15 protein-coding genes are annotated in these 21,628 nt (G+C 42.6%); 12 read left to right on the top strand and 3 right to left on the bottom strand.

Features of this window, described 5'->3' with window-relative positions:
• The first annotated feature begins 230 nt into the window (after nucleotides 1–230).
• Nucleotides 231–2,006, top strand: a complete 1,776-nt coding sequence (locus tag B3763_RS11590) for an MAC/perforin domain-containing protein (protein WP_286746637.1) — start codon at nucleotides 231–233, stop codon at nucleotides 2,004–2,006.
• A 689-nt stretch (nucleotides 2,007–2,695) separates the two neighbouring features.
• Entirely contained in the window at nucleotides 2,696–3,223 is a 528-nt protein-coding gene (locus B3763_RS11585) for a flavodoxin family protein (protein WP_286746635.1), read from the top strand.
• Between the two features lie 401 nt (nucleotides 3,224–3,624).
• Here B3763_RS11585 and B3763_RS11580 read toward each other — a convergent pair whose 3' ends face one another.
• From B3763_RS11580 to B3763_RS11570, 3 genes are all read right to left on the bottom strand, one after another.
• Nucleotides 3,625–7,005, bottom strand: a complete 3,381-nt coding sequence (locus tag B3763_RS11580) for a methylmalonyl-CoA mutase family protein (protein ID WP_286746633.1) — start codon at nucleotides 7,003–7,005, stop codon at nucleotides 3,625–3,627.
• Nucleotides 7,006–7,127: 122 nt separating this feature from the next.
• On the bottom strand, nucleotides 7,128–9,308 hold the full coding sequence (locus tag B3763_RS11575) for a patatin-like phospholipase family protein (RefSeq protein ID WP_286746630.1): 2,181 nt from the start codon (nucleotides 9,306–9,308) through the stop codon (nucleotides 7,128–7,130).
• Nucleotides 9,305–10,480, bottom strand: coding sequence for a THUMP domain-containing class I SAM-dependent RNA methyltransferase (locus tag B3763_RS11570; RefSeq protein WP_286746628.1), 1,176 nt, complete (start codon nucleotides 10,478–10,480; stop codon nucleotides 9,305–9,307). The genes B3763_RS11575 and B3763_RS11570 overlap by 4 nt, the downstream gene beginning before the upstream one ends.
• A 475-nt stretch (nucleotides 10,481–10,955) precedes the next feature.
• On the opposite strand from B3763_RS11570, the gene B3763_RS11565 reads away from it, so the two are divergent.
• The 10 genes from B3763_RS11565 (at nucleotide 10,956) to B3763_RS11520 (ending at nucleotide 21,512) form a co-directional block, all read left to right on the top strand.
• Complete coding sequence (locus tag B3763_RS11565; protein WP_286746626.1) at nucleotides 10,956–11,483, top strand: DUF4494 domain-containing protein; 528 nt, start codon at nucleotides 10,956–10,958, stop codon at nucleotides 11,481–11,483.
• Entirely contained in the window at nucleotides 11,467–11,727 is a 261-nt protein-coding gene (locus tag B3763_RS11560) for a hypothetical protein (protein ID WP_189629388.1), read from the top strand. Before B3763_RS11565 ends, B3763_RS11560 begins: the two co-directional genes overlap by 17 nt.
• A gap of 59 nt (nucleotides 11,728–11,786) precedes the next feature.
• A complete protein-coding gene (locus tag B3763_RS11555; RefSeq protein WP_286746623.1) occupies nucleotides 11,787–13,169 on the top strand; it encodes an HTTM domain-containing protein in 1,383 nt (460 codons plus the stop codon).
• Nucleotides 13,170–13,376: 207 nt separating this feature from the next.
• The gene (locus tag B3763_RS11550) at nucleotides 13,377–16,439 is read left to right on the top strand and encodes a type I restriction endonuclease subunit R (RefSeq protein WP_286746621.1); all 3,063 of its coding nucleotides are present in this window, start codon (nucleotides 13,377–13,379) and stop codon (nucleotides 16,437–16,439) included.
• Nucleotides 16,436–18,061: an HsdM family class I SAM-dependent methyltransferase gene (locus tag B3763_RS11545; protein WP_286746619.1), complete on the top strand. Its 1,626-nt coding sequence runs from the start codon at nucleotides 16,436–16,438 to the stop codon at nucleotides 18,059–18,061. The genes B3763_RS11550 and B3763_RS11545 overlap by 4 nt, the downstream gene beginning before the upstream one ends.
• Nucleotides 18,054–19,469, top strand: a complete 1,416-nt coding sequence (locus B3763_RS11540) for a restriction endonuclease subunit S (protein WP_286746617.1) — start codon at nucleotides 18,054–18,056, stop codon at nucleotides 19,467–19,469. Before B3763_RS11545 ends, B3763_RS11540 begins: the two co-directional genes overlap by 8 nt.
• Before the next feature lie 50 nt (nucleotides 19,470–19,519).
• Nucleotides 19,520–20,017 (top strand): hypothetical protein, encoded by a 498-nt coding sequence (locus B3763_RS11535; protein WP_286746615.1) that lies wholly within the window; start codon nucleotides 19,520–19,522, stop codon nucleotides 20,015–20,017.
• Nucleotides 20,018–20,086: 69 nt separating this feature from the next.
• Nucleotides 20,087–20,623 carry a hypothetical protein gene (locus tag B3763_RS11530; RefSeq protein ID WP_286746613.1) on the top strand — a complete coding sequence of 179 codons (537 nt, stop codon included), beginning with the start codon at nucleotides 20,087–20,089 and terminating at the stop codon, nucleotides 20,621–20,623.
• A gap of 1 nt (nucleotide 20,624) precedes the next feature.
• Nucleotides 20,625–21,071, top strand: a complete 447-nt coding sequence (locus tag B3763_RS11525; RefSeq protein WP_286746611.1) for a helix-turn-helix transcriptional regulator — start codon at nucleotides 20,625–20,627, stop codon at nucleotides 21,069–21,071.
• Complete coding sequence (locus B3763_RS11520) at nucleotides 21,072–21,512, top strand: hypothetical protein (protein WP_286746610.1); 441 nt, start codon at nucleotides 21,072–21,074, stop codon at nucleotides 21,510–21,512. It begins immediately after the preceding gene.
• Nucleotides 21,513–21,628: the final 116 nt, after the last annotated feature.

The following is a 21,628-nucleotide window of genomic DNA, read 5'->3' as shown; positions in this document are numbered from 1 at the left end:
TTCAGAGGAAAATTCCGCAATGACCTCCTAAGAGGGGATATTTTACTACTTACATCGAACTCAGGTTAAATTATAATCGGAATAACACAAGGTCAAAAACGAAAGACAGATTGCAAAAGCAAGTATTTTTACTTCGCTTACAGGAATCGGTATTTTTTCCTGTTTTTCATTGCATGTTTTGACAGATCAGAATTCTAGTTAATTTGACTAGAAATTACACTTAAAAAAACATGGTCTCAACATCTGTACAAAACAAGGTGGTTTTGCCTCCATCTCAATTCATATTACAATCCTTCAATTTAGTGGATCAGAATCTGGCACAAGACTTAAAGGAAATAGTCAACAACCTAAATGATATCCGGTCTGATAACTTTAAGCAAAATCTTTCCAATTACATCACCCAACAAACATCTCAGCAGATTAATTCTGCCACATTTAAAGTTGAAAGTAGCCAACAAAGCAGCTTTGAATCAATTGCTGCTTCCTTTGGGGTTGAAGGAAGCTTCGGTTTTTACAGTGGTTCTGTGAAAGCCTCTATGATGCATGATGAGTATAAGACTTCTTCCTCTTTTAGCAGTTCATGCATTGGAGAAGTCAACACTGGAACTACATATCTGTCCAATACAGCGGAATTGACAGATCAAAACCTCACAGAATTCTTTGACGAACAATTTGTAAATGATCTAAGATCAGTTAATTCTTTAGCTTCAGCGAAAGCATTTGTCAATAAATATGGTACTCATATAGCCACCGGCTGGAATCTGGGCGGCTCCTTCTCAATTCATATAAGCGCGGCCACCGAAACCTATGATGACCAAACCCAAATTGAATCCCAGGTTAAGGCGGCCTACCAAAGTGTAGTTTCTGTCACAGCTTCAGCCAACGCTGCTTATAATTTAAATGCAAAAGGACTACAAAGCGGTTTTAAACAAGAAGTACTTGTAGTAGGCGGAAGTGCTGTAGCCGCAGGTTCAATAGACATTACTCAATCTTCAACCAACATAGATACATGGATTAAAACCTGTGGTGTGGATACTACATACGGCTTATACAAGTCAATATCTATGGTTGATTTGGCACAAGCTACAGAAAACGTAGCAGCAGCTAAGTTTATTCAACAATACATTGATCTTTTTATTCTAAAGTATAGCCTTGAGAACCCAACTCTTTTCTCAGACTATACTTCATTAGTTCAGTACCAGACTGTTTCTAACACGGTATCAATTACTAAGAGCCATTACAAAATTGTTTCTGGTGGAGCAAGAGTATCTCCTATGAATAATTCGCATAGTTTTTTAACAGGATGTTTTCCAAACACTCAACAAATACCTAATGGTGGAGGGCTGCTAGAGATTACAGGCTGGACTGCTACCTGCCATGACTGCATGGTTCCAGCCGACACTTCTGGCCATCTTACCTCCTATGCCTTAGCCGTCTATGATCCTGGGAACTATCTAGAGGTATTCATAAGCGCTTCTCCAGGTACAAACCCCTTTGCAGGAGGCGATACCGCTCAAAATATGTCTGTAGCAAATTTTGTAATGACCGGTGGGGGGTGTCAAACTACCATCTTAAGTGGAAATCATAGCAAGTTCATTGTTAGTAACGGTCCACGACAAGTCAATGGCTCTTGGGTGTCGTGGCAGGCTAGCGCATGCGATTATGTTGGAGCTGCTTCAGAAGTGGAGCTAGTCGGGTATGCTATTGGAATTCGTAGTGATTATTTAAATATTACTGGCACCGTATATCAACGTCAAAGCTCTCAGGAAGTACAGCATGGTAATCAGCAAGCCCAAGTTGCCGGTGGTCAAAAATTGATTGGGGGAGGAGTTGTTCTAGGAGCAGTAACCAATGGTGGAGACGGCAATTTAGTAAGACAGTCTTATCCGTTAAACTCTACCACATGGACCGAGTTTAATAAGGACTTGAACGGCAGTAATTCACCTTGTTTTGTTACAGCCTATGCAATAGGAGTCACGGTACAAATTAAGGGTTTAGAGGATTAAGCGAATAGAATGACCACATACCTGGGAGCCTGCCACTTTGAGGGTTGCAGGCTCTCAAGTGTATAATGAGCCGCTTTTACTTAATTTCACTTAACAAAACAACTACATGTTTCTGGGATACTAATGACCAAACAAACGGATTACCTACTGGACTGACCAGTGGTGTGCCTCCAACTAGTACCTGTTGAGAACGAGGATTCGGAGAAGTCGCTTTGTAATCGATATACCTTCATTCACAGACTTTATTTTTATAGGTAGTTTAGATTAAAGTATTTAAAGCACTTAAGCATTTCGACTTTCGATTTATTGCTTTTAGACACTCTCCGTCCCCCAACTAGTCCTTGTTTGTAAGCAAGAGTCGCCTTGTAATCGGCATTGTGGCCAAGAGCTTCCTAAACCACCGGTCGGACCACTCCAAGTGGTCCGACCAGTGATTGAGCCTCCCATGCCTGCGGTGTGCAGATGCGCAAGAATGACGGCAACGAACTGATTTTGTAGTCTTTAATCAAAGGGCAACCATGGCCCACTTTAAACTTAGAACCTTGAATTTTGAACCAATGGCGATACTGCCCTGCCGCCAACGAGCCCTGGCTTATTTCGATTTATAATTGACGATCTTATCCCATAGAACCACCAAGTAACGAAACAAAGCTCTCGAACTATTCATAGCCCGGAGCTGTTGCGATCCTATGAGTTTTAAAACCAAGCCCCTGGTTATTGTAGGGAGTGCAAGAAGTGATAGCAACACCTTAAAACTGGTGAATGAGGTTTTTGCTCCGGGAGAAGCAAATATTATGGACTTGCAAAACTTCTTTTTTGAAGGCTATTCCTATAGTCAGCGCTACCCGGCCAATGATGAATTCAATCAACTGGCAAGGGCCGTGCACGAGGCACAAACTATTGTGTTTGCTACACCGGTGTATTGGTATGCCATGAGCGGAATAATGAAAACCTTCTTCGACAGACTCACGGATTTAACCGAAAGACACAAAGCCATGGGTAAACAACTGGCAGGTAAACATACATTTTTGCTTTCAGTAGGTGCCAGTCCGGAACTCCCTGAAGGCTTTGAAGTTCCTTTCAGGAATAGCTCCATATACTTTGATATGCAATATCAGGGTATGCTCTATCGCGACACCTCTGCCAATATGTTGCCGAAGAATTTTGAAGACCAAGTATGCCGTTTTCGAAAGAAGGTTTTGAAGTTACTCCACTAACCCTCGCTTATAAGGACGGTTCGGAGGAGTCGATTGGTACTCGGCATCCTAGCTTACAATCATCAAACGGATCGCCACGTCTTAAAGAATTTATTTTATTCCATGTCTGCCGACCTTTAGGCCGACTCGCAATCACCAAATCCGGTTGGCTTGGCAACCTTTGCTTACTGGTCTGACCACTGGTTCGTGCCATTCCCAACTCTTTATTTCTGATTAGCTCACTACTAGTATATTCTTTGCCAGTGATTCGGAGATTCCCGCCAGCGCGGGAATGACAATCCAAAACACTGATTTCCTATCAACTGATGTCCGCCCCCCTTAATTCCGAAATGGGTGCTAAAAAATGGGGTTTCAGGCCCTGATCTCTGATCACCGATTAACTGATCACCACCGCAGAAACATTACATGTTCCTACGATACTGCCCACCTACCTCAAACAAGGCACTGGTGATTTGACCCAGTGAGCAATACTTACAAGCCTCCATTAGTTCTTCAAACATATTTTGGTTTTGAATAGCGGCTTTCTGTACCCTGTCAATCATTTCTTTGGCCTTTTGAGCATTGCCCTTATGCAGATTGCCCAACATGCTGATCTGGTACTCCTTCTCCTCCGTAGTAGCTCTAATTACCTCTTTGGGTTGAACCGTTGGAGAGCCCTTAGAACTCAGGAAGGTATTCACACCAATAATTGGGAATTCTCCGGTATGCTTGAGCGTCTCGTAGTAAAGCGACTCTTCCTGAATCTTGCTGCGCTGATACATGGTTTCCATGGCTCCTAACACGCCCCCTCTTTCAGTTATTCTGTCGAATTCGGCTAAAACAGCCTCCTCTACTAGGTCCGTTAGCTCTTCTATAATGAACGAGCCCTGCATAGGGTTCTCATTTTTAGCCAGCCCCAGTTCTTTGTTAATGATGAGCTGAATGGCCATGGCTCTTCTTACCGACTCTTCTGTTGGAGTTGTAATAGCTTCATCGTAGGCATTGGTATGAAGAGAGTTACAGTTATCGTAAATAGCATACAAGGCCTGTAACGTGGTTCTTATATCGTTGAAGTCAATTTCCTGCGCGTGCAACGATCGCCCTGAAGTCTGGATATGGTATTTGAGCATTTGGGCCCGTGAGTTGGCCCCATACTTATTTTTCAAAGCTTTCGCCCAAATTCTTCTGGCCACACGGCCAATCACCGCATACTCCGGATCTATACCATTGGAAAAGAAGAATGAAAGGTTTGGTCCAAAGGCGTTAATATCCATGCCCCGGCTTAGGTAGTACTCTACGTAGGTAAAGCCATTGGCCAATGTAAAGGCCAATTGGGTAATTGGATTAGCTCCTGCTTCGGCAATATGATAGCCCGAAATAGAAACGGAGTAGAAGTTTCTAACTAAGTGTTCGATAAAGTACTCCTGAACATCGCCCATTAGTCTAAGGGCAAACTCAGTAGAGAAAATACATGTGTTTTGCGCCTGGTCTTCTTTCAGAATATCGGCCTGCACTGTTCCGCGTACTACAGAAAGGGTTTTAGCCTTTATCTGATTATATACATCGGCCGGTAATACCTGATCGCCCGTTACCCCAAGCAACATAAGCCCGAGCCCATCATTACCTTCGGGCAGTTCACCCTGATATTGCGGTCTGGCTACTCCTTTTTCTTTATAAATGGCTTCAATCTTGGCATTTACTTCATCTTCCAGACCATTCTCCTTGATGTAGATTTCGCACTGCTGGTCAATGGCTGCATTCATAAAGAAGCCTAAGAGCATTGGAGCCGGACCATTGATGGTCATTGAAACCGATGTGGTCGGATCGCACAAATTGAATCCTGAATAGAGCTTTTTAGCATCATCCAAGCAGCAAATACTTACCCCTGAGTTACCAATTTTTCCATAAATATCCGGCCTGTAGTCGGGGTCGTTACCATAAAGTGTCACGGAATCGAATGCCGTGGAAAGCCTTGCGGCCGGCATGCCCAAGCTCACATAATGAAAGCGTCTGTTGGTTCTTTCCGGGCCACCTTCTCCCGCGAACATACGGGTAGGATCTTCGCCTTCTCTTTTGAAAGGGTAGATTCCCGCAGTGTATGGAAACTCTCCCGGCACATTTTCCTGCAAAGACCAGCGAATTACATCGCCCCAGCTTCTGAATTTAGGCAGTGATACTTTCGGTATTTGAGTATGCGATAACGATTCGGTATGGGTCTTAATTTTAATTTCCTTGTCACGAACCTTGAAGGAATAAACAGGGTCCGAATATTTTCTTTTCTTTTCTTCCCACTGCTCAATGAGTTGCCAGTTGTAAGGATCGAGGTCCATTTTGACTTGCTCAAAAGATTCTTGTAGGCCTTTAATCAGCCTATCGCGGTCTGCAATGGTAGAGTCTTTTAGGGTATCGATAGACCTCTGGAGTCCGTATAGTTTATCTGCTACCTCGGCCTGTGTTAGTGCTGTGGCATCGTATGCCCGGTTTGTTTCGGCAATTTCAGAAAGGTATCGGGTTCGGTTAGGCGGAATCACATAGACCTTCTCCGACATTTCATTGGTAATCTCAAAAGTAGACTTTAGATCGGCCTGTGTTTTCTCCACAATCTTATCCATAATAGACTTGTAGAGCGAATTCATGCCCGGATCGTTAAATTGGGACGCAATGGTGCCAAACACCGGCATATCGTCAATTTTGGCGTTCCAAAGCCCGTGATTACGCTGGTACTGTTTTTTTACATCGCGCAAGGCATCGAGAGCACCACGTTTGTCGAATTTGTTGAGGGCAATTATGTCGGCAAAGTCGAGCATATCTATTTTCTCCAACTGAGTTGCTGCTCCATACTCCGGTGTCATTACATAAAGAGAAACATCGGAGTGATCGAGAATTTCCGTATCGCTCTGACCTATGCCTGAGGTCTCTAAAATAATGAGATCATATTCCGCGGCCTTCAGCACCTGAACCGCCTCGCGCACATGCTTGGACAAGGCCAGGTTGGACTGGCGCGTAGCCAGCGAGCGCATATATACCCGCGGGTTGTTAATGGAGTTCATACGAATTCGGTCGCCCAACAGGGCTCCACCCGTTTTTCGCTTGGAAGGGTCTACCGAGATAATACCAATGCGCTTTTCCTTAAAGTCGATCAAAAACCTTCTTACCAATTCATCGACCAACGATGATTTTCCGGCTCCTCCGGTTCCGGTTATTCCGAGCACCGGTGTCTTTACCGCCTCTGCCAGTTGGTGAACTTTATCCAGTTCAGATTTAGATTCTTCCGGGTAGTTTTCTGCAGCCGATATAACTCTGGCTATAGATTTTACATCCTTTTCTTTTAAGTGATTTACCTCTCCGTTTAAGTTTTGTCCGGTAGGAAAATCGCACTGCTTCACCATGTCATTTATCATTCCCTGCAGTCCCATGGCGCGGCCATCGTCCGGTGAATAAATGCGCGTAATGCCATAGTCCATTAGCTCTTTTATTTCTTCCGGAAGAATTACTCCTCCACCTCCTCCAAAGATTCTAATGTGTCCGGCACCCTTCTCCTTGAGTAAGTCATACATATACTTGAAGTACTCGTTATGTCCCCCCTGGTAAGACGTCATGGCTATGGCCTGGGCATCTTCTTGAATTGCTGTGTTCACCACTTCCTCCACGCTACGGTCGTGTCCGAGGTGAATTACCTCGCAACCGGTGGCCTGAATAATTCTGCGCATAATATTAATGGCCGCATCGTGACCATCGAACAATGAGGCGGCAGTAACAATTCTAATCTTATTCTTGGGTTTATAAGGAGCTACTTCTTGCATATATCATCCATTTCTAGAAGGGCAAATTTAGCCAAAATGAGACTTTTTCCTAACACTTGTTAGGATAGCTTTTTACACCGCTCATTAAAACGGTTAAAACCATTGGCAGGCTTTAATCTCTCTTACTTTAACTTTTGCAGAGCCCGTTGGTTTTCGGGCAAATGAATAGATTCTACTATGTTTTGCTTTTCGAATTCTGTGAGTCGCCAGCTCAGCGATGCCCTGTTGAGGGTTTGATAGGTGTATTGAAACTCTACCCTTTTGAGATGATCTCCAAAAATCTCTTTGGTGAGTTCATACCACTGGTCGTTCTTTATGGTCTGCACCTTATCCCAACTCTTGTAAACCGACTGTATTGGGGAGAAGAACCGCTCCATTACGTTTTGTGGTTCGGGCGCGGTAAGCTCGTCTTCTTTGCTGGAATCGCGAATGGTAATGAACACCACCTCGCTGGTATTTTCCATAATCCACTCTTTGAACACATTGAGAAAAATAAGTCCGTCTACAATCCCATAATTATCAGAAATACCGGCATCGGCAATTTGAATAGGCGGTTCGGTGGGCAAGGTTATGGTGGGCACCACATAGGGAAAAGTAGCACTCATTCGAAGGGCCGTAAGAAACCGCAAACTATCGGGCTGATGTTCCCTAAGCAGCGACCTGAAATCTACGCCTTGTACAATGGTATTTTCCTCATCGCGGTAGTTCAAAAAGCTTACCGGATGTGGCGAAATATAGAGTTTACGACCATCATTGGTAATAAGCGGGCTCACCAAAAGTGCAGGAATCTCTCCCCTGTATTCGGGCGAACGATAATCGGCCAGAGGCCTGTCTAGTGCCCCATTGAGGTTCTTGGCCAGGTTCTGTTCAAACGTATGGCCTCGTTCTACTTTGTATCGCTGCCCGGCATATTCGAACGATTTTACTTTCAGAAAAATATCGTTGATGAGCAGCTTGAAAATTAAAGGATTTAAAATCTGGTTGCCTATCTCGTGTCGATGGATGCTATTCCGAGGATCGTTGCCCAACCAGAAAAGCTCGCGATAAAAGGCAGCGCCAATTAACCCTCCGGAAGCTCCTGTAATGAGAAACGTTTCGTTCATCAACTGCCCTTGCTTTACGGAATCTATATGTTGCAACACATTGGTGGTCCATAATGCAGAACGTTGCCCTCCACCACTAACAGCAATCAGGTGCATTTTGGGCTTCTCTTGCCCTGTTTTGGCTTTCCAGTTATTGAGCATATCCAGCCAATAGGCCTTGGAGGCTTCAATATCGTCTTTGCCGGAAATCTCATGGATTTCGTCCAGGTTGTAGGGAGTTTTTCCAACCGTATAGTCTATTCCATAGGCCGGATAACGATAGCCCCAGTTAAACTCACTAAAGAGTAGGTTAAAAATAATAAGCAAGCCAATGGCTGCCGTAACTACCCAAGACCGCAACCAATAGCTCAGGGCTCCTGTAGCCATAATAATTACCGTGAGCAACAGCACACTGGAGGCCGCTGCCGGAATTTGAAATGCCCTAGACTCCTGAAAAAGACCCAGACCAAAAACCGTGACAATTAGAAAACTCTCTGCAATAATGGCGTTGCGCTGGTTTTGCTTAAAAATGCCAAGAATAGCCACCCGGTCGTAGTACTTTTCGAAACGCTTGGTGGAAAAAAATCCGAGCCTAATGGACACGTAATAGTCGCAACGCACATTGCCCCTGCGCAGCCTTTGCAACTGCCGAAAGGCATTGCGCTTCTGGCTGATGCCGGCCTTAATTTGCTTGCGGGCCTTTTTGCGCATTACGGCCCGAATATCGCGGTTAGTAAGTGTAAAGTAGCTAAAGAGCAACACCAGCATAATTACGAACCCTGTAAATAAACCGAGCAAAGAGTTGGCTATTTCACCGGTGCTGTACAGACCGTAATCGCGCTGAAACTGAATAATTTTTACCACATAGAAGGTCATGAAACTGAGTGGTAAAATGGAGTTGTTCAGGCAAAAGTGAGTAAAAGGCCTTGGCAGGGTGCCAAGAAAAGGAAAACGGAATCCGTCAAGAATGTAAGAAGTGATGTTAAAAGCCATGGAAAACCCGGCCAGGCTGAGCCCCATAATAAAAAAGCCCCAAAACCCTACCGAATCGAGGTATATTGGATCGAGAAACAAATAGGGAATACCCAAATTTTTACCGAAACCACCGGCCACAGTAGAAAACAAGAAAAACCAGTAGAGCAATAAAAACTGATTGTGCTTTATGTGCACCACCAGGAGTTTGATAGGAAAGCTGTGAAAAATAGCGTTTAATGCTTTCAATCCTTTTGTTTTTTGGAGCCCTTGTACAACTCGTACTTCAGTAATCTACATTCAATTTTTGCATTGTAAAAGGGAATTCGTGCAGAGGTTCTCAAACCAATGCTTTTGGCCAGGTTCATGTTTCCTGTAAATATAAAACCGGTATAGCCCTGACACTTCTGCTTGAAGAAATCACCGATTTGCCTGTATACCTCCAGTAGCTTCTCTTCTTCTCCCAGTCGTTCACCGTACTCAGGGTTAATCATAATTACTCCCGGCTCTTCCGGCATTTGTGTCTCTCGAAAATCACAAAGCTGAAAATCGATCAGTTCTTCAACACCGGCCGTTTTGGCATTCGCCCGCGCAGCTTTAATGGCATCGCGGTTCATGTCTGAGGCCACAATTTTAAGCCCGGGAGCCGGTGCCTTCATTTGCAATTTGGCTAAGCGCTGATAGCCTTGCCACGACTCTTCATCATAGCCCTTTATGTGCATGAAACCAAAGTTTTCTCTTTCCAGCCCGGGGGCTTTATTGATAGCGAACAGAGCGGCTTCTATAGCCAAAGTACCACTACCACACATAGGGTTTACGAAGGGTGCCTGAGCATCCCACTCGCTGGCCCTTATGGTCGAAGCGGCTAAAGATTCAATCATTGGAGCTTTAAAGGGCAGTTTTCTGTAACCGTGTTTGGCTATGGTTTCACCGGAGGTATCGAAGTAAATCCTTACTTTATCTTCTTTCCAGTAAATGTGAATAACCGTTCGGTCTTTGTTGGGACCCGAATCCGGGCGTTTGCCGGTTTTTTCTACCATGCGGTCTACAATGGCATCTTTCACCCTCACGTTGGCAAACCTATCGTCTCTAATGGTATCGTTTTTAACATAAGAGGTAATGCTAAAATAGCCATCTGCATGCAAATACTTTTCCCACGGAATAGCTCGCACCCTGCTGTACAAATCGTTGGCATTTTTGGCAGGGAAACGCTGTATCTGATAAAGCACACGGCTTCCTGTTCGCAACCACATATTCAGTCGCAGGCAATCGTCCATATAACCCACGGTTTCTACTTCAGAAATATTGGTGGAAACTACCTCAAACCCCAACGCTTCAATTTCGCTGGCCAGCCAGGGGCTTTGCTCGGGAAAACAGGTAACTACTATGGCCGATTTGTAAGGAAAAACTGCGCTACTCATTGGGACGAAATACGGAAGAATTGATGGATTTAAAAAACCAACTATGCCCATGCCTTATCCTTATGTTGTTGGAATAGGAAGCCTTCAGTCGTAGTTAAGTATTGTGTCTCCCTGTCGTCATAAACAGTACCTCCATAGCTTAATCGGCCAAAGTCAGGGTAAGAAAACCAAGGCAGGCAGAACATATTTTCCTACTTCTCGTTCTGAACTTGCCCAAAGAACAGCCAAGGCCTCAAACTCATAATGAAAAGTTTATATAAAGCGTCTGAAAACAACTCTGTTGCCATAAAAAAGAATTGCGAGCCCTCTCCTTTTCAGGCTGGCTTTAGGGCTGGCTTCGGTCTTTATTTCTTCACCCAATGGCAATGGAAAGACCGGTTCAATTGAAAATGATCAAATTCACTCGAAAGTGACAATCCAAATTTCTTTTTCATTCTTACCCTCTTAACTTCGCGTTCCAATTAAAAGACATCAAATGAAAACCTGGTTTACCTGCAAAGTCAAATATCAAAAAGAGGACGAGCACGGCCGATTGAAAAATGTAACTGAGGCCTACCTGGCCGATGCCCTTTCGTTTACTGAAGCTGAAGCCCGAATTTATGAAGAGATGGGACAGCGGGTAATGGGCGAGTTTGCTGTAACCAGTATTGCTAAGAGTAAAATAGTAGATGTTTTTGAGTATAAAGATGCCGACCAATTTTACCAGGCCAAGGTATCTTATATGGTGGCCGATGCAGACAGTGGCAAGGAGAAGAAGGTAACTAATATAATGCTGGTTACAGCTCACGATGTAAAGATGGCCTATGAGCGCATTCATGAAAGCTTGAACAACATGTTGGTCACCTTTGTAGTACCGGAGGTTAAAGAATCTCCGATTCTTGAGGTTTTTCATCACTACAAAGACGAAGAAAAGCTTCCTGAAGGTAACTTCAGACCTGTAGCCGAAGTAGAAGCCGAGAGCGTTCATGCCCAAGAAGAAGACGAAGATGAACAAGACATTTAACTCCATAGACCTTTCCATATTCGATTGCCTGAGTGCCAAGCTCAAAGGACAGGGCATTGAAATGGTTGCCCATAGCGGTTATTTGAGCAAAAATGGCATTTCACTCGACTATGCTTTTGACCCTTCGGCACAAACCCTAAGTATACAAAACCTAAAAGTGGGCTTCCCTGCCTCTATGATTGGCATGAATGAGGAGAAAATCATGGGAATATTGGAAAAAGCCATTGAGGAATGTAGGGGTTAGTTAATTTTATAGGTCGTGTACCAAAAGGTACCCGCCAATTTTAACCAGACCCTTTTTCAGTGACCTCAAAGCATTCGGGCGAATTATCAGAAATATGGTCCAGACAGTGGAAAGAAAAGCTGTTTGAACCGGTAGACAATGCCTTTCTTCTGTTGTTTAGGGTACTGTTTGGTGGCATCATGTTTTGGGAGGTAACGCGTTACTTCCGCTACGGGTGGATCTACAGGTATTGGATTGAGCCGTACTTTAACTTTAGCTATGCACCCTTTAACTTCAAGCCACTACCGGAAGATTACATGTTTATTCTATGGCTCATTCTGGGGCTTTTAGCTCTTTTTATTGCCATCGGTTTTCTCTATCGCGTTTCGGCCGGTTTGTTTTTCCTTCTCTTTACTTATACCTATCTGCTGGAACAGGCCCGCTATCTGAATCATTTCTATTTGGTGGTACTTATAAGCTTTCTGCTCATTTTTCTGCCTGCGCACAAAGGATTCTCCGTTGACAGCCTGATTTGGAAAAAACTACGCAACAGAACGGCTCCACTGTGGACACTCTGGCTCTTAAGGTTCATTATAGCAGTGCCGTATTTCTTTGGAGGCGTTGCCAAACTCAATCCAGACTGGCTGCAGGGCTATCCACTAGCCATGTGGCTTGACCCTGATTTCCCCATCTTAGGCACCTATTTCGAAGAACAATGGATGGTTCTGTTCATTTCATATAGTGGCTTGCTGCTAGACCTGCTCATTGTGCCCTTTTTACTTTGGAAAAAGTCGCGATGGCCGGCATTTATACTCATTACTGCCTTCCACCTAATGAACTCTCAACTCTTTAGCATAGGCATATTTCCGTGGTTTATGATTGGTGCCACTACTATATTCTTTACTCCTGACTGGCCCAGAAAGCTTTTCGTGCGCTTAAAGCTAGCTCGTCCGGCTGCAGTTGAAACCGACCATGTAATGCCGGGTGTTCGCAAAAGAAAGCTCATTCTCTGGGCATTGGCCGTTTTTGTGACCTTACAGCTTATTCTTCCATTCAGGCATTGGTTTATTCCCGGTAATGTGCACTGGACCGAAGGAGGACATCGGTATGCCTGGCATATGAAGCTTAGAAGTAAATCGGGCGAAACCAATTTTATCTTGGAAAACAAGGCCAATGGGGAGCGCATACTGGTTGACCTGAGAGGCTACCTGAAAGAATGGCAAATTGATGATATGGAAGGCAAACCTTATATGATTTGGAAGTTTGCCCAGTTTCTGAAGCAAGAATACGCACTGATGGATATGGATGTAATGGTTTTTGCGCAGGCCACTGCATCGCTCAACGGCAGAAAGCCACAACTCATTATTGACCCTACGGTAGATCTGGCCAACGTAAAACGTCCGTGGTGGGGATGGGCCTGGTGGTACTTACCCCTGGAAGAGCCACTTAGAAAGAAGTGGTGAGGTGAAGTTTAATTTTACCATAACTGGTTGAACTGGCTAGCATGTGTCGTGCGAACCTATCTTAATGGAAATTGACACTACAAGTGTCAAAGAAGAAAAGTATCTACCACAGATAAGTGCAAACCAGCAAGATAACCTCCTGTCTAAAAAAGGATTTCGAATAAATTTATTTTACTCAAATTAGGTATTTTAAGCTTCTTATTGCACATGAAATTCAACGAAGACACACGAGTAAAAATACCAGCCATCCTCCATTTGATGAGATTAGGCTATCAGTACATCTCATTAAAGGACTCTCTATGGGATACTGAGACCAACATCTTCCGAGATATCTTTAATGAGAGCATCACAAAAATCAATAAGGGTAATGCTGAATTAGATTTGAATGGGCTTTATAATCAAATCTCTCTCGAACTTGAAAATGAAGATTTGGGTCAGGCTTTCTTTGAAAGGCTCACCAGCCGATCTGGAATCAAACTGATAGACTTCAACAACTTCGAAAACAATAGCTTTCATGTAGTCACAGAATTGCCTTATGAGAAGGATGAGGACGTTTTTAGACCCGATGTAATTGTGCTGATTAATGGAATGCCACTTTCATTCATTGAGGTAAAGAAGCCGAATAATCTGGATGGCATTCAAGCGGAGCATAAACGGATGAAAACCCGTTTTCAGAATAAGAAATTCAGAAAGTTCGTCAACCTGACGCAGTTCATGGTTTTCTCCAACAACATGGAGTATGACGATGAAAATCCGACTCCCATCCAAGGTGCCTTCTATGCAAGCCCCTCCTATCACGAACCTGTTTTCAACTACTTTAGAGAAGACCCTGATTTCGACTTTAATATAAGTCTTCAAGCGGTTTCACCTGAGGAAGAACTACGCGTACTCAAAGACACTAATCTTTATAGCATTAAAGATTCAGGAGAATTTGCCCTGAACAAAGCCCCCGACACGCCCACCAATAGAATTCTGACTTCTCTTTATTCGAAGGAGCGGTTAGCTTTCATCTTAGAGTTTGCCTTTGCTTACGTAAAGGAATCAACCGGTTTGCAAAAGCACATTATGCGATATCCGCAATTTTTTGCGACAAAGGCAATTGAAAGAACTCTGGAACAAGGTGGTAAAAAGGGAATTATCTGGCATACACAGGGAAGCGGCAAAACTGCCCTTACTTTCTACAATGTCAAATATCTAAAACATTATTTCAGCACGAAGGGAGTGATTCCTAAATTCTACTTCATAGTCGATAGAATTGATTTATTGATTCAAGCCGGAAGAGAATTCAAAAGTCGTGGCCTTGTGGTACATACTATTGATTCGAAAGAAGAATTTGTGCAAGACATCAAGGCCAATATGGCCGTGCACAATGATTCAGGAAAAGCTGAAATTACAGTAGTTAATATCCAGAAATTTAAGGATGATCCTTCTGTGGTCAGCAATAAAGACTATCAACTCAATGTGCAACGCATCTACTTTCTGGATGAAGTGCACAGAAGCTACAATCCTGAAGGTAGTTTCCTGGCTAACCTGAATCAGTCCGACCCCGATGCCATCAAAATAGGACTTACAGGGACTCCGCTTTTGGGAGATAGCTATAATTCCAGAAGCCTTTTCGGCAACTACATTCACAAATACTATTACAATGCCTCCATTGCCGATGGTTATACCTTGAGGTTGATCAGAGAAGAGATTGAAACCTCTTACCAAATGGCCCTACAAAAAGCATTGGAAGACATCAAAGTGTTGGAAGGTGAAGGCAAACGAAAAATAGTCTACGCGCACCCAAGATTTGTAGAACCCATGCTTGACTACATCGTAGAGGACTTTCAAAACTCAAGACTTAGGTTTGATGACAACAGCATTGGAGGCATGGTGATTTGCGACTCTTCCGATCAGGCCAAAGAACTGTTCAGGATTTTTCAGGATAAATATGAAGCAGCTGAACCACAATATCTGGCTGCAGATGACCCCGAAGCCTATGGCAAAAAGAAAATGTATGAGCGGAAGGTAAAGACTGCCGCACTCATTCTACACGACATCGGCAACAAGGAAGAACGCAAAGAACAGGTGGAAGCCTTTAAAGAAGGTAAAATCGACTTTCTCTTCGTATTCAATATGCTATTGACTGGCTTCGATGCCAAGCGTTTGAAAAAGCTCTACATCTGCCGGGTGATCAAATCACATAACCTGCTGCAGGCACTAACCCGGGTTAACCGAACTTATAAAGACTTTCGCTATGGCTATGTAGTAGACTTTGCTGATATACAGAAGGAGTTCGATAAAACGAACCGTGAGTATTTCAATGAGCTGCAGTCAGAATTAGGAGATGAAATAGAGCACTACAGCAACCTATTCAAGTCTACAGAAGAAATTGAGGCCGATATAGAAGACATTAAGGACATACTCCTCTATTTCGACACCACCAATGCCGAAGCTTTTTCTCGCCAGATCAATGAGATCAACGATAGGCAGGAAATGTTGAACATTACCAAGGCACTCAATACGGCCAAAAGTCTATACAACCTCATTCGACTAACGGGCAATTATGACTTGCTGGAAAAGCTAGACTTCAAAATGCTTAATAAGCTTTCAACCTTAGCCAATAGCAGACTGAGCATGATTAACATGAAGCAGCATCTGGACGATAATTCAGAAACTACCAACCTACTTAATGTAGCTTTGGAAGACATCATTTTCGCCTTTACCAAGGTGAAGGAAGAAGAAATGGTGCTGGCCGACCAACTCAAAAATACTTTGCAACGCACACGTGAAATGCTGGGTGGAAACTTCGATCCGAAAGACCCAAGATTCATCAGCCTGAAAGATGAGCTGGAAAGGCTCTTTAAAAAGAAAAACCTGAGCGAGGTGACCAAAGAGGAAATGGAAGCCAATATTGAAGCGCTCAATAAAATCTATGATAAAGCCAAGGAATTGGAACGTAAAAACCAATTGCTTCGAGCCAAATATGCCAACGATGCCAAGTACGCGCGTGTACACAAGCGATTGGTAGAAAAAGACCCACTGACCGACAAAGAAGCCAAGCTAATTGAAGTGCTACAAAGCATTAAAAGTGAGGTAGACCAGCATATTATGCAAAACGCCAATATTTTAAGCAACGAAAGCTTTGCAAAGAAAATGATGGCGCGTATTGTTGTCAATCAAATTAAAAACAAGTTCAATCTGCCGGTTAATGCTGCACAATCCAAGCGCATTTACCACATGATTGCACAAGAATATCTCAACGAGTTTAACGGAAGAGCAGCATGACAGAGACTATTCTCTTTGAAAGTAAAACCAAAGCATTAATTGATAGCCTCAAAAGCGTTTGTGCCAATTATGGTCTGGGCAATGATGGCAACGAGTTCAAAATCATTACCCAAACCTTTCTGTATAAGTTTCTGAACGATAAGTTCATTTACGAAGTAAAGCAGCTAGACCCCAAGCTGGCTGATGCCGATGACTGGGAAGAAGCACTTCGCAATTATGATGACGATGAGTATGAACTCTTAATGGTTCAGCTCAGTGAAAATACGGCCAGAATTAGCCCTGACCATTTTATCTCTTCCCTTTTTGCCAGACAGAACGAGGCCAATTTTGCCGACCTGTTCGACAATACGCTTTTAGACATTGCCAGAGAAAACAGTGATATCTTCTCTGTACTCACTGAAGGTGGACAAAAGATTGTGCTCTTTGAAGCCATCAGTAAATATGTAACCGACAGGCGCGATGACTTCTGCAAAGCCATTATCAACAAGCTGGTAGGCTTTAGTTTTGAGCACATCTTCAATGAGAAGTTCGATTTCTTTGCCACCATTTTCGAATACCTGATTAAAGACTACAACACCAACAGCGGTGGTAAGTATGCGGAGTATTTCACGCCTCATGCCGTTTCCAAAATTATGGCCCGTTGCCTGGTGCAGGGGGAAGTGAGCAATGCCACCTGTTACGACCCCAGTGCGGGATCGGGCACGCTTTTGATGAACCTGGCGCACCAGATTGGAGAAGATAAGTGCACCATTTACTCACAGGATATTTCGCAGAAATCTACTAACCTCTTACGGTTGAACCTGATCTTAAATAACCTGGTGCACTCCATACCGCATATCATCAAGGGCAACACCATTTTGGAGCCTTACCATAAAGATGACAGAGGCCAGCTACAGAAGTTCGACTACATTGTCTCTAACCCGCCCTTTAAACTGGATTTCTCCGATTACCGGGACGATTTAGATACCAAAGCCAACCACGAACGCTTTTTTGCAGGCATACCCAAGGTACCGGCCAAAAAGAAAGAGTCTATGGCCATTTACCTGCTCTTTTTGCAGCACATTATGTTCTCATTGAGTGATAAGGGCAAGGCCGCCATTGTAGTGCCCACAGGTTTTATTACTGCCCAAAGTGGTATTGACAAAAAAATCAGGCAGAAACTGGTGGAGAAAAAATGGCTGGCCGGAGTGGTAAGTATGCCCAGCAATATTTTCGCAACTACAGGCACCAATGTGTCCATTCTCTTTTTGGATAAGGAAAACAAAGAAGAGGTGGTGTTGGTAGATGCCTCTAATCTGGGCACCAAAATAAAGGTGGACGATAAAAACCAGAAAACGGTACTTTCTGCTGAAGAAGAAGACCAGATTATTAACACCTTTAACAATAAAGAAGCACTTGACGATTTTTCCGTAGTGGTAAGCTATGATCAGATTGAAGAAAAAGGCTATAGTCTAAGTGCAGGGCAATATTTTGAAGTAAAGATTGACCTTGTAGATATAACACAAGATGCATTCAAAGCAAAGATTGTGAAGTATCAATCTGATTTGGATTTCCTCTTCAATGAATCCAAAATACTTGAAGAGAAAATTACAACCAATCTTCAGAGCCTTGACTATGAATAAATACCCTTTGAAAGAACTCGGACATGGGATTGAAATCAAGCATGGGTTTGCTTTCAAAGGTGAATTCTTTTCGGGTGAAGGAGAGAAGATAGTACTTACACCGGGTAACTTCTATGATGAAGGAGGATTCAAGTATACTCCTGGGAAAGAGAAGTTTTATACAGGTGAAATCCCCGAAGATTATATCTGTAGTAAAGGTGATCTTATAGTTGCAATGACCGAGCAGACACCCGGTTTATTGGGAAGTACTGCCTTAGTGCCAGAAGATGAAAAATTTCTTCATAATCAACGAATTGGGCTAATAACCTTTGACAATCAGAAATATGACAAACTATTCCTGAACTACTTATTCAGAACCAAAAGTGTCCGTGATCAGATAGCGCTTTCTTCTTCAGGGACAAAAGTAAAGCACACATCACCGAAAAGAATTTACGAGGTTTTAGCTCCAAAGCCTCCATTAGACAAACAACAGAAAATCGGAGCCTTGCTTCATTCGCTAGACTCCAAAATCGAGCTCAACAACAAAATCAATGCGGAGTTAGAGGCCATGGCCAAACTGATATATGACTATTGGTTTGTGCAGTTCGATTTCCCCATCTCCGCAGAACAGGCTGCTGCTATGGGCAAACCAGAACTAGAAGGCAAGCCTTACAAAGCCTCTGGCGGCCCTATGGTTTACAATACGCAACTCAAAAGAGAAATTCCTGAGGGGTGGGATATTGACTCTATATCCTCGTGGATTGAACATGATAAAAGTGGCGATTGGGGTAAAGAAGAATTAAATGGCAATTACAGTTTTAAGGTTTCTTGCATCAGAGGAGCTGATATTAATGGCTTAAATGGCAAAGGAAAAATTAAAGCCCCTATAAGATTCATACACAAGAACAATAAGCACAAAAAACTTAATGAAGGCGACTTAATTGTCGAGATATCAGGTGGCAGTCCTACGCAATCAACAGGAAGACTTGCCTATATCAATGAAGCAACTCTAGAAAGATTTCCTCACAGCATTATATGTTCAAATTTCTGTCGAGCAATAAGCTTAAAAGATAAATACTCATTCTACAATTTCATTTTAATGTGGAACAGACTTTATGAAGCAGGTGTGTTCTTCGGATGGGAAGGCAAAACCAGTGGTATTAAAAACTTCCTTTTTGATTCATTTGCAAGTAGATATTTAGAAGTAAAACCGCCTTCGGATTTAATGAAAAGCTATTTTGATAAAGCCTCTCCGATGTTTGATAAAATTCAAAGATCATTAATAGAAAACCAAAAGCTCTCCGAGTTGCGCGATTGGTTATTGCCTATGCTAATGAATGGGCAGGTGAGTATTGAAGAGGCTGAGGAATACGCAGATAGCTATCAGGAGAGTATGGCTGCGGAGCCGGAGGAGGGGTATGGGAATTAGATTTTTGAGTTAGGAATTACGATTTTAGAATAGTCAATAAATACACATCAATGAATATAGACAAGTTAAAAAACACCCTGATCGGTCAGGTTTTAGAAATTAATGATCAAGACTTTCTTATCAGTTTACAGCAGAGAATACACAAACACCTAAATCCAAAAGAGCTGTATTCGGTCAATTTGGCTCAAATTCTCGCATATCCAACTAAAGACACCACTCCTACTTTTGTAAAGTTTAGAGACCAAGAAAAGGAGGTAAAGTCTTGGAAAGACCTCTACTCCACTGTAATTATTTGGGTTTTGGATATGCACAATATCAAAGCGCTGGATCGGCCTATTCCAGATCATTATCAAGGGAGTAAATATGCCGTAGCCAATGAACCTATTCATGCCAATGGCAAGCATTTTCACTCAGAAGTCCAACATGGAGACTTATTCATAGAAGGCCATGGAAACACTGAACATCATCTCAAAACACTTCAGTTTATCTTCAAATCGTTTCAGTTGAACTCTCAAGAATTGGAAATAAAATTTTTAGGGCCGTCTTAACAGACAAAACGATCAAAGGGAGTATTTAAAAGCAAGCTGAACCAAAACATAAACCTGTAGGTTGATAAAATGAAAGTTGTACGTATATTTGAGCTCTCAAAAGAAAAACTCTACACCGTAGAGTTTGACACTGACGAGCGACATGCACTACAAATTCTACAAGACGAATGGGAAGATCAAATCTACCTTTATGAATTTTTCAAAAAATGGCTATCAGACTATAGAAAGTTTTATGGAACAAAAAAGCTTACAGATATAGTTGAAGATGCGCTTGATGACGCAGACACGTTATTAAGAAAACTATTGAAGGTTGAAGATAAGGAAGAATTAAATCGTCTCTTCAAGCCCTTAGATGATAGAGAAGATGAAGACACTTCTTATGATTTACAGAAACTAAAAGCTAAAACTTATTCACTTTCATTTTTGAGAATTTATGGTCTCCGATATGGCAATACAATAATCATCACAGGAGGAGCTATTAAACTCACAAAGTATATGAGAGACCGTGACCATACTAAGCTGGAATTACAAAAACTTGGAGTTGTAAAGGCTTATTTGGAAGATACTGAGAACGAAGCTGAAATTGTTTATTTAGATATTTCTTGAAATGAGCAAGATTGAAAAAAAGATTCACGAATTGGGAAGTAAAAATCCTGACAACAAGTGGAAAGAGCGCATAGAATTCAGAAAAGCTAACAAAGGCTGGTTGAAAAAATCTGGCCGTGTTGCCTTGCGCATTCTGGAAACTTTGGACGATAAAGGCTGGAGTCAGGCAGAACTGGCGCGTCAGCTAGAGGTAAGTCCACAACAAGTCACCAAATACCTAAAGGGCCAAAGTGATTTTAAATTCTCAACCATAGACAAGCTAGAGAAAGTATTGGGCATTGAGCTACAGGCCATTCTTTGGGCTGATGAGGTGGTTATTAAAAAAGATCGAAAGGAATATTTGGAGAGTTTGATCTATCAAACTCGTCAACCCATTAATGTATTTGGTAAAGGTCTGGCTGAATCAAACAGAAAGTCCGAAAGACGCTATTTAAAAATCGCTTCTTAAATGAACACTAACCTTGCCATACCATTCGCTCTTCGTGCAATAGAAACTCACCAGTTTGCGGTAATCAAAGAGAGCTTCAAAAAAGACTCTGAAATTGAGTTACAAGTTGGGGTCAATGTTGGTGCATCAGACGAGAATCATTCGGTTTCCATTTTTTTTGAAATTCGCTTTTTAAGTGATCAAATACCTTTTATCATTCTGGAAATTGAATGTCAGTTTGAAATTGAAGTTGAAGCCTACTCGAGATTTTTCAATGAAAATAAGACTGAACTAAAAATCCCAAGCGGACTGTGTCAGCATTTAGGAGTTATCACCGTAGGAACCGCCAGAGGTATTCTCTATGAAAAACTAAGAGATTCTGATTTCGATTATCTGCTACTCCCTACAGTTGATTTAACAGTTCAACTTTCAGAGGACATTGTACTTACGAAAGAGAAATGAAAAGCCCAGTTACTGGCCCCTTTATGCCCCTAAGTTCAGAGCTTAGCAATACTACCTTCAAAAAGGTTCCGGTTCAATTTGAATATCTATTCTAACCTGAGTTCGATGTACGAAAA

It is taken from the genome of Roseivirga sp. UBA1976 (assembly GCF_002336325.1).
Lineage (GTDB): Bacteria > Bacteroidota > Bacteroidia > Cytophagales > Cyclobacteriaceae > Roseivirga > Roseivirga thermotolerans.
This window is presented reverse-complemented; position numbering and strand designations above follow the sequence as displayed.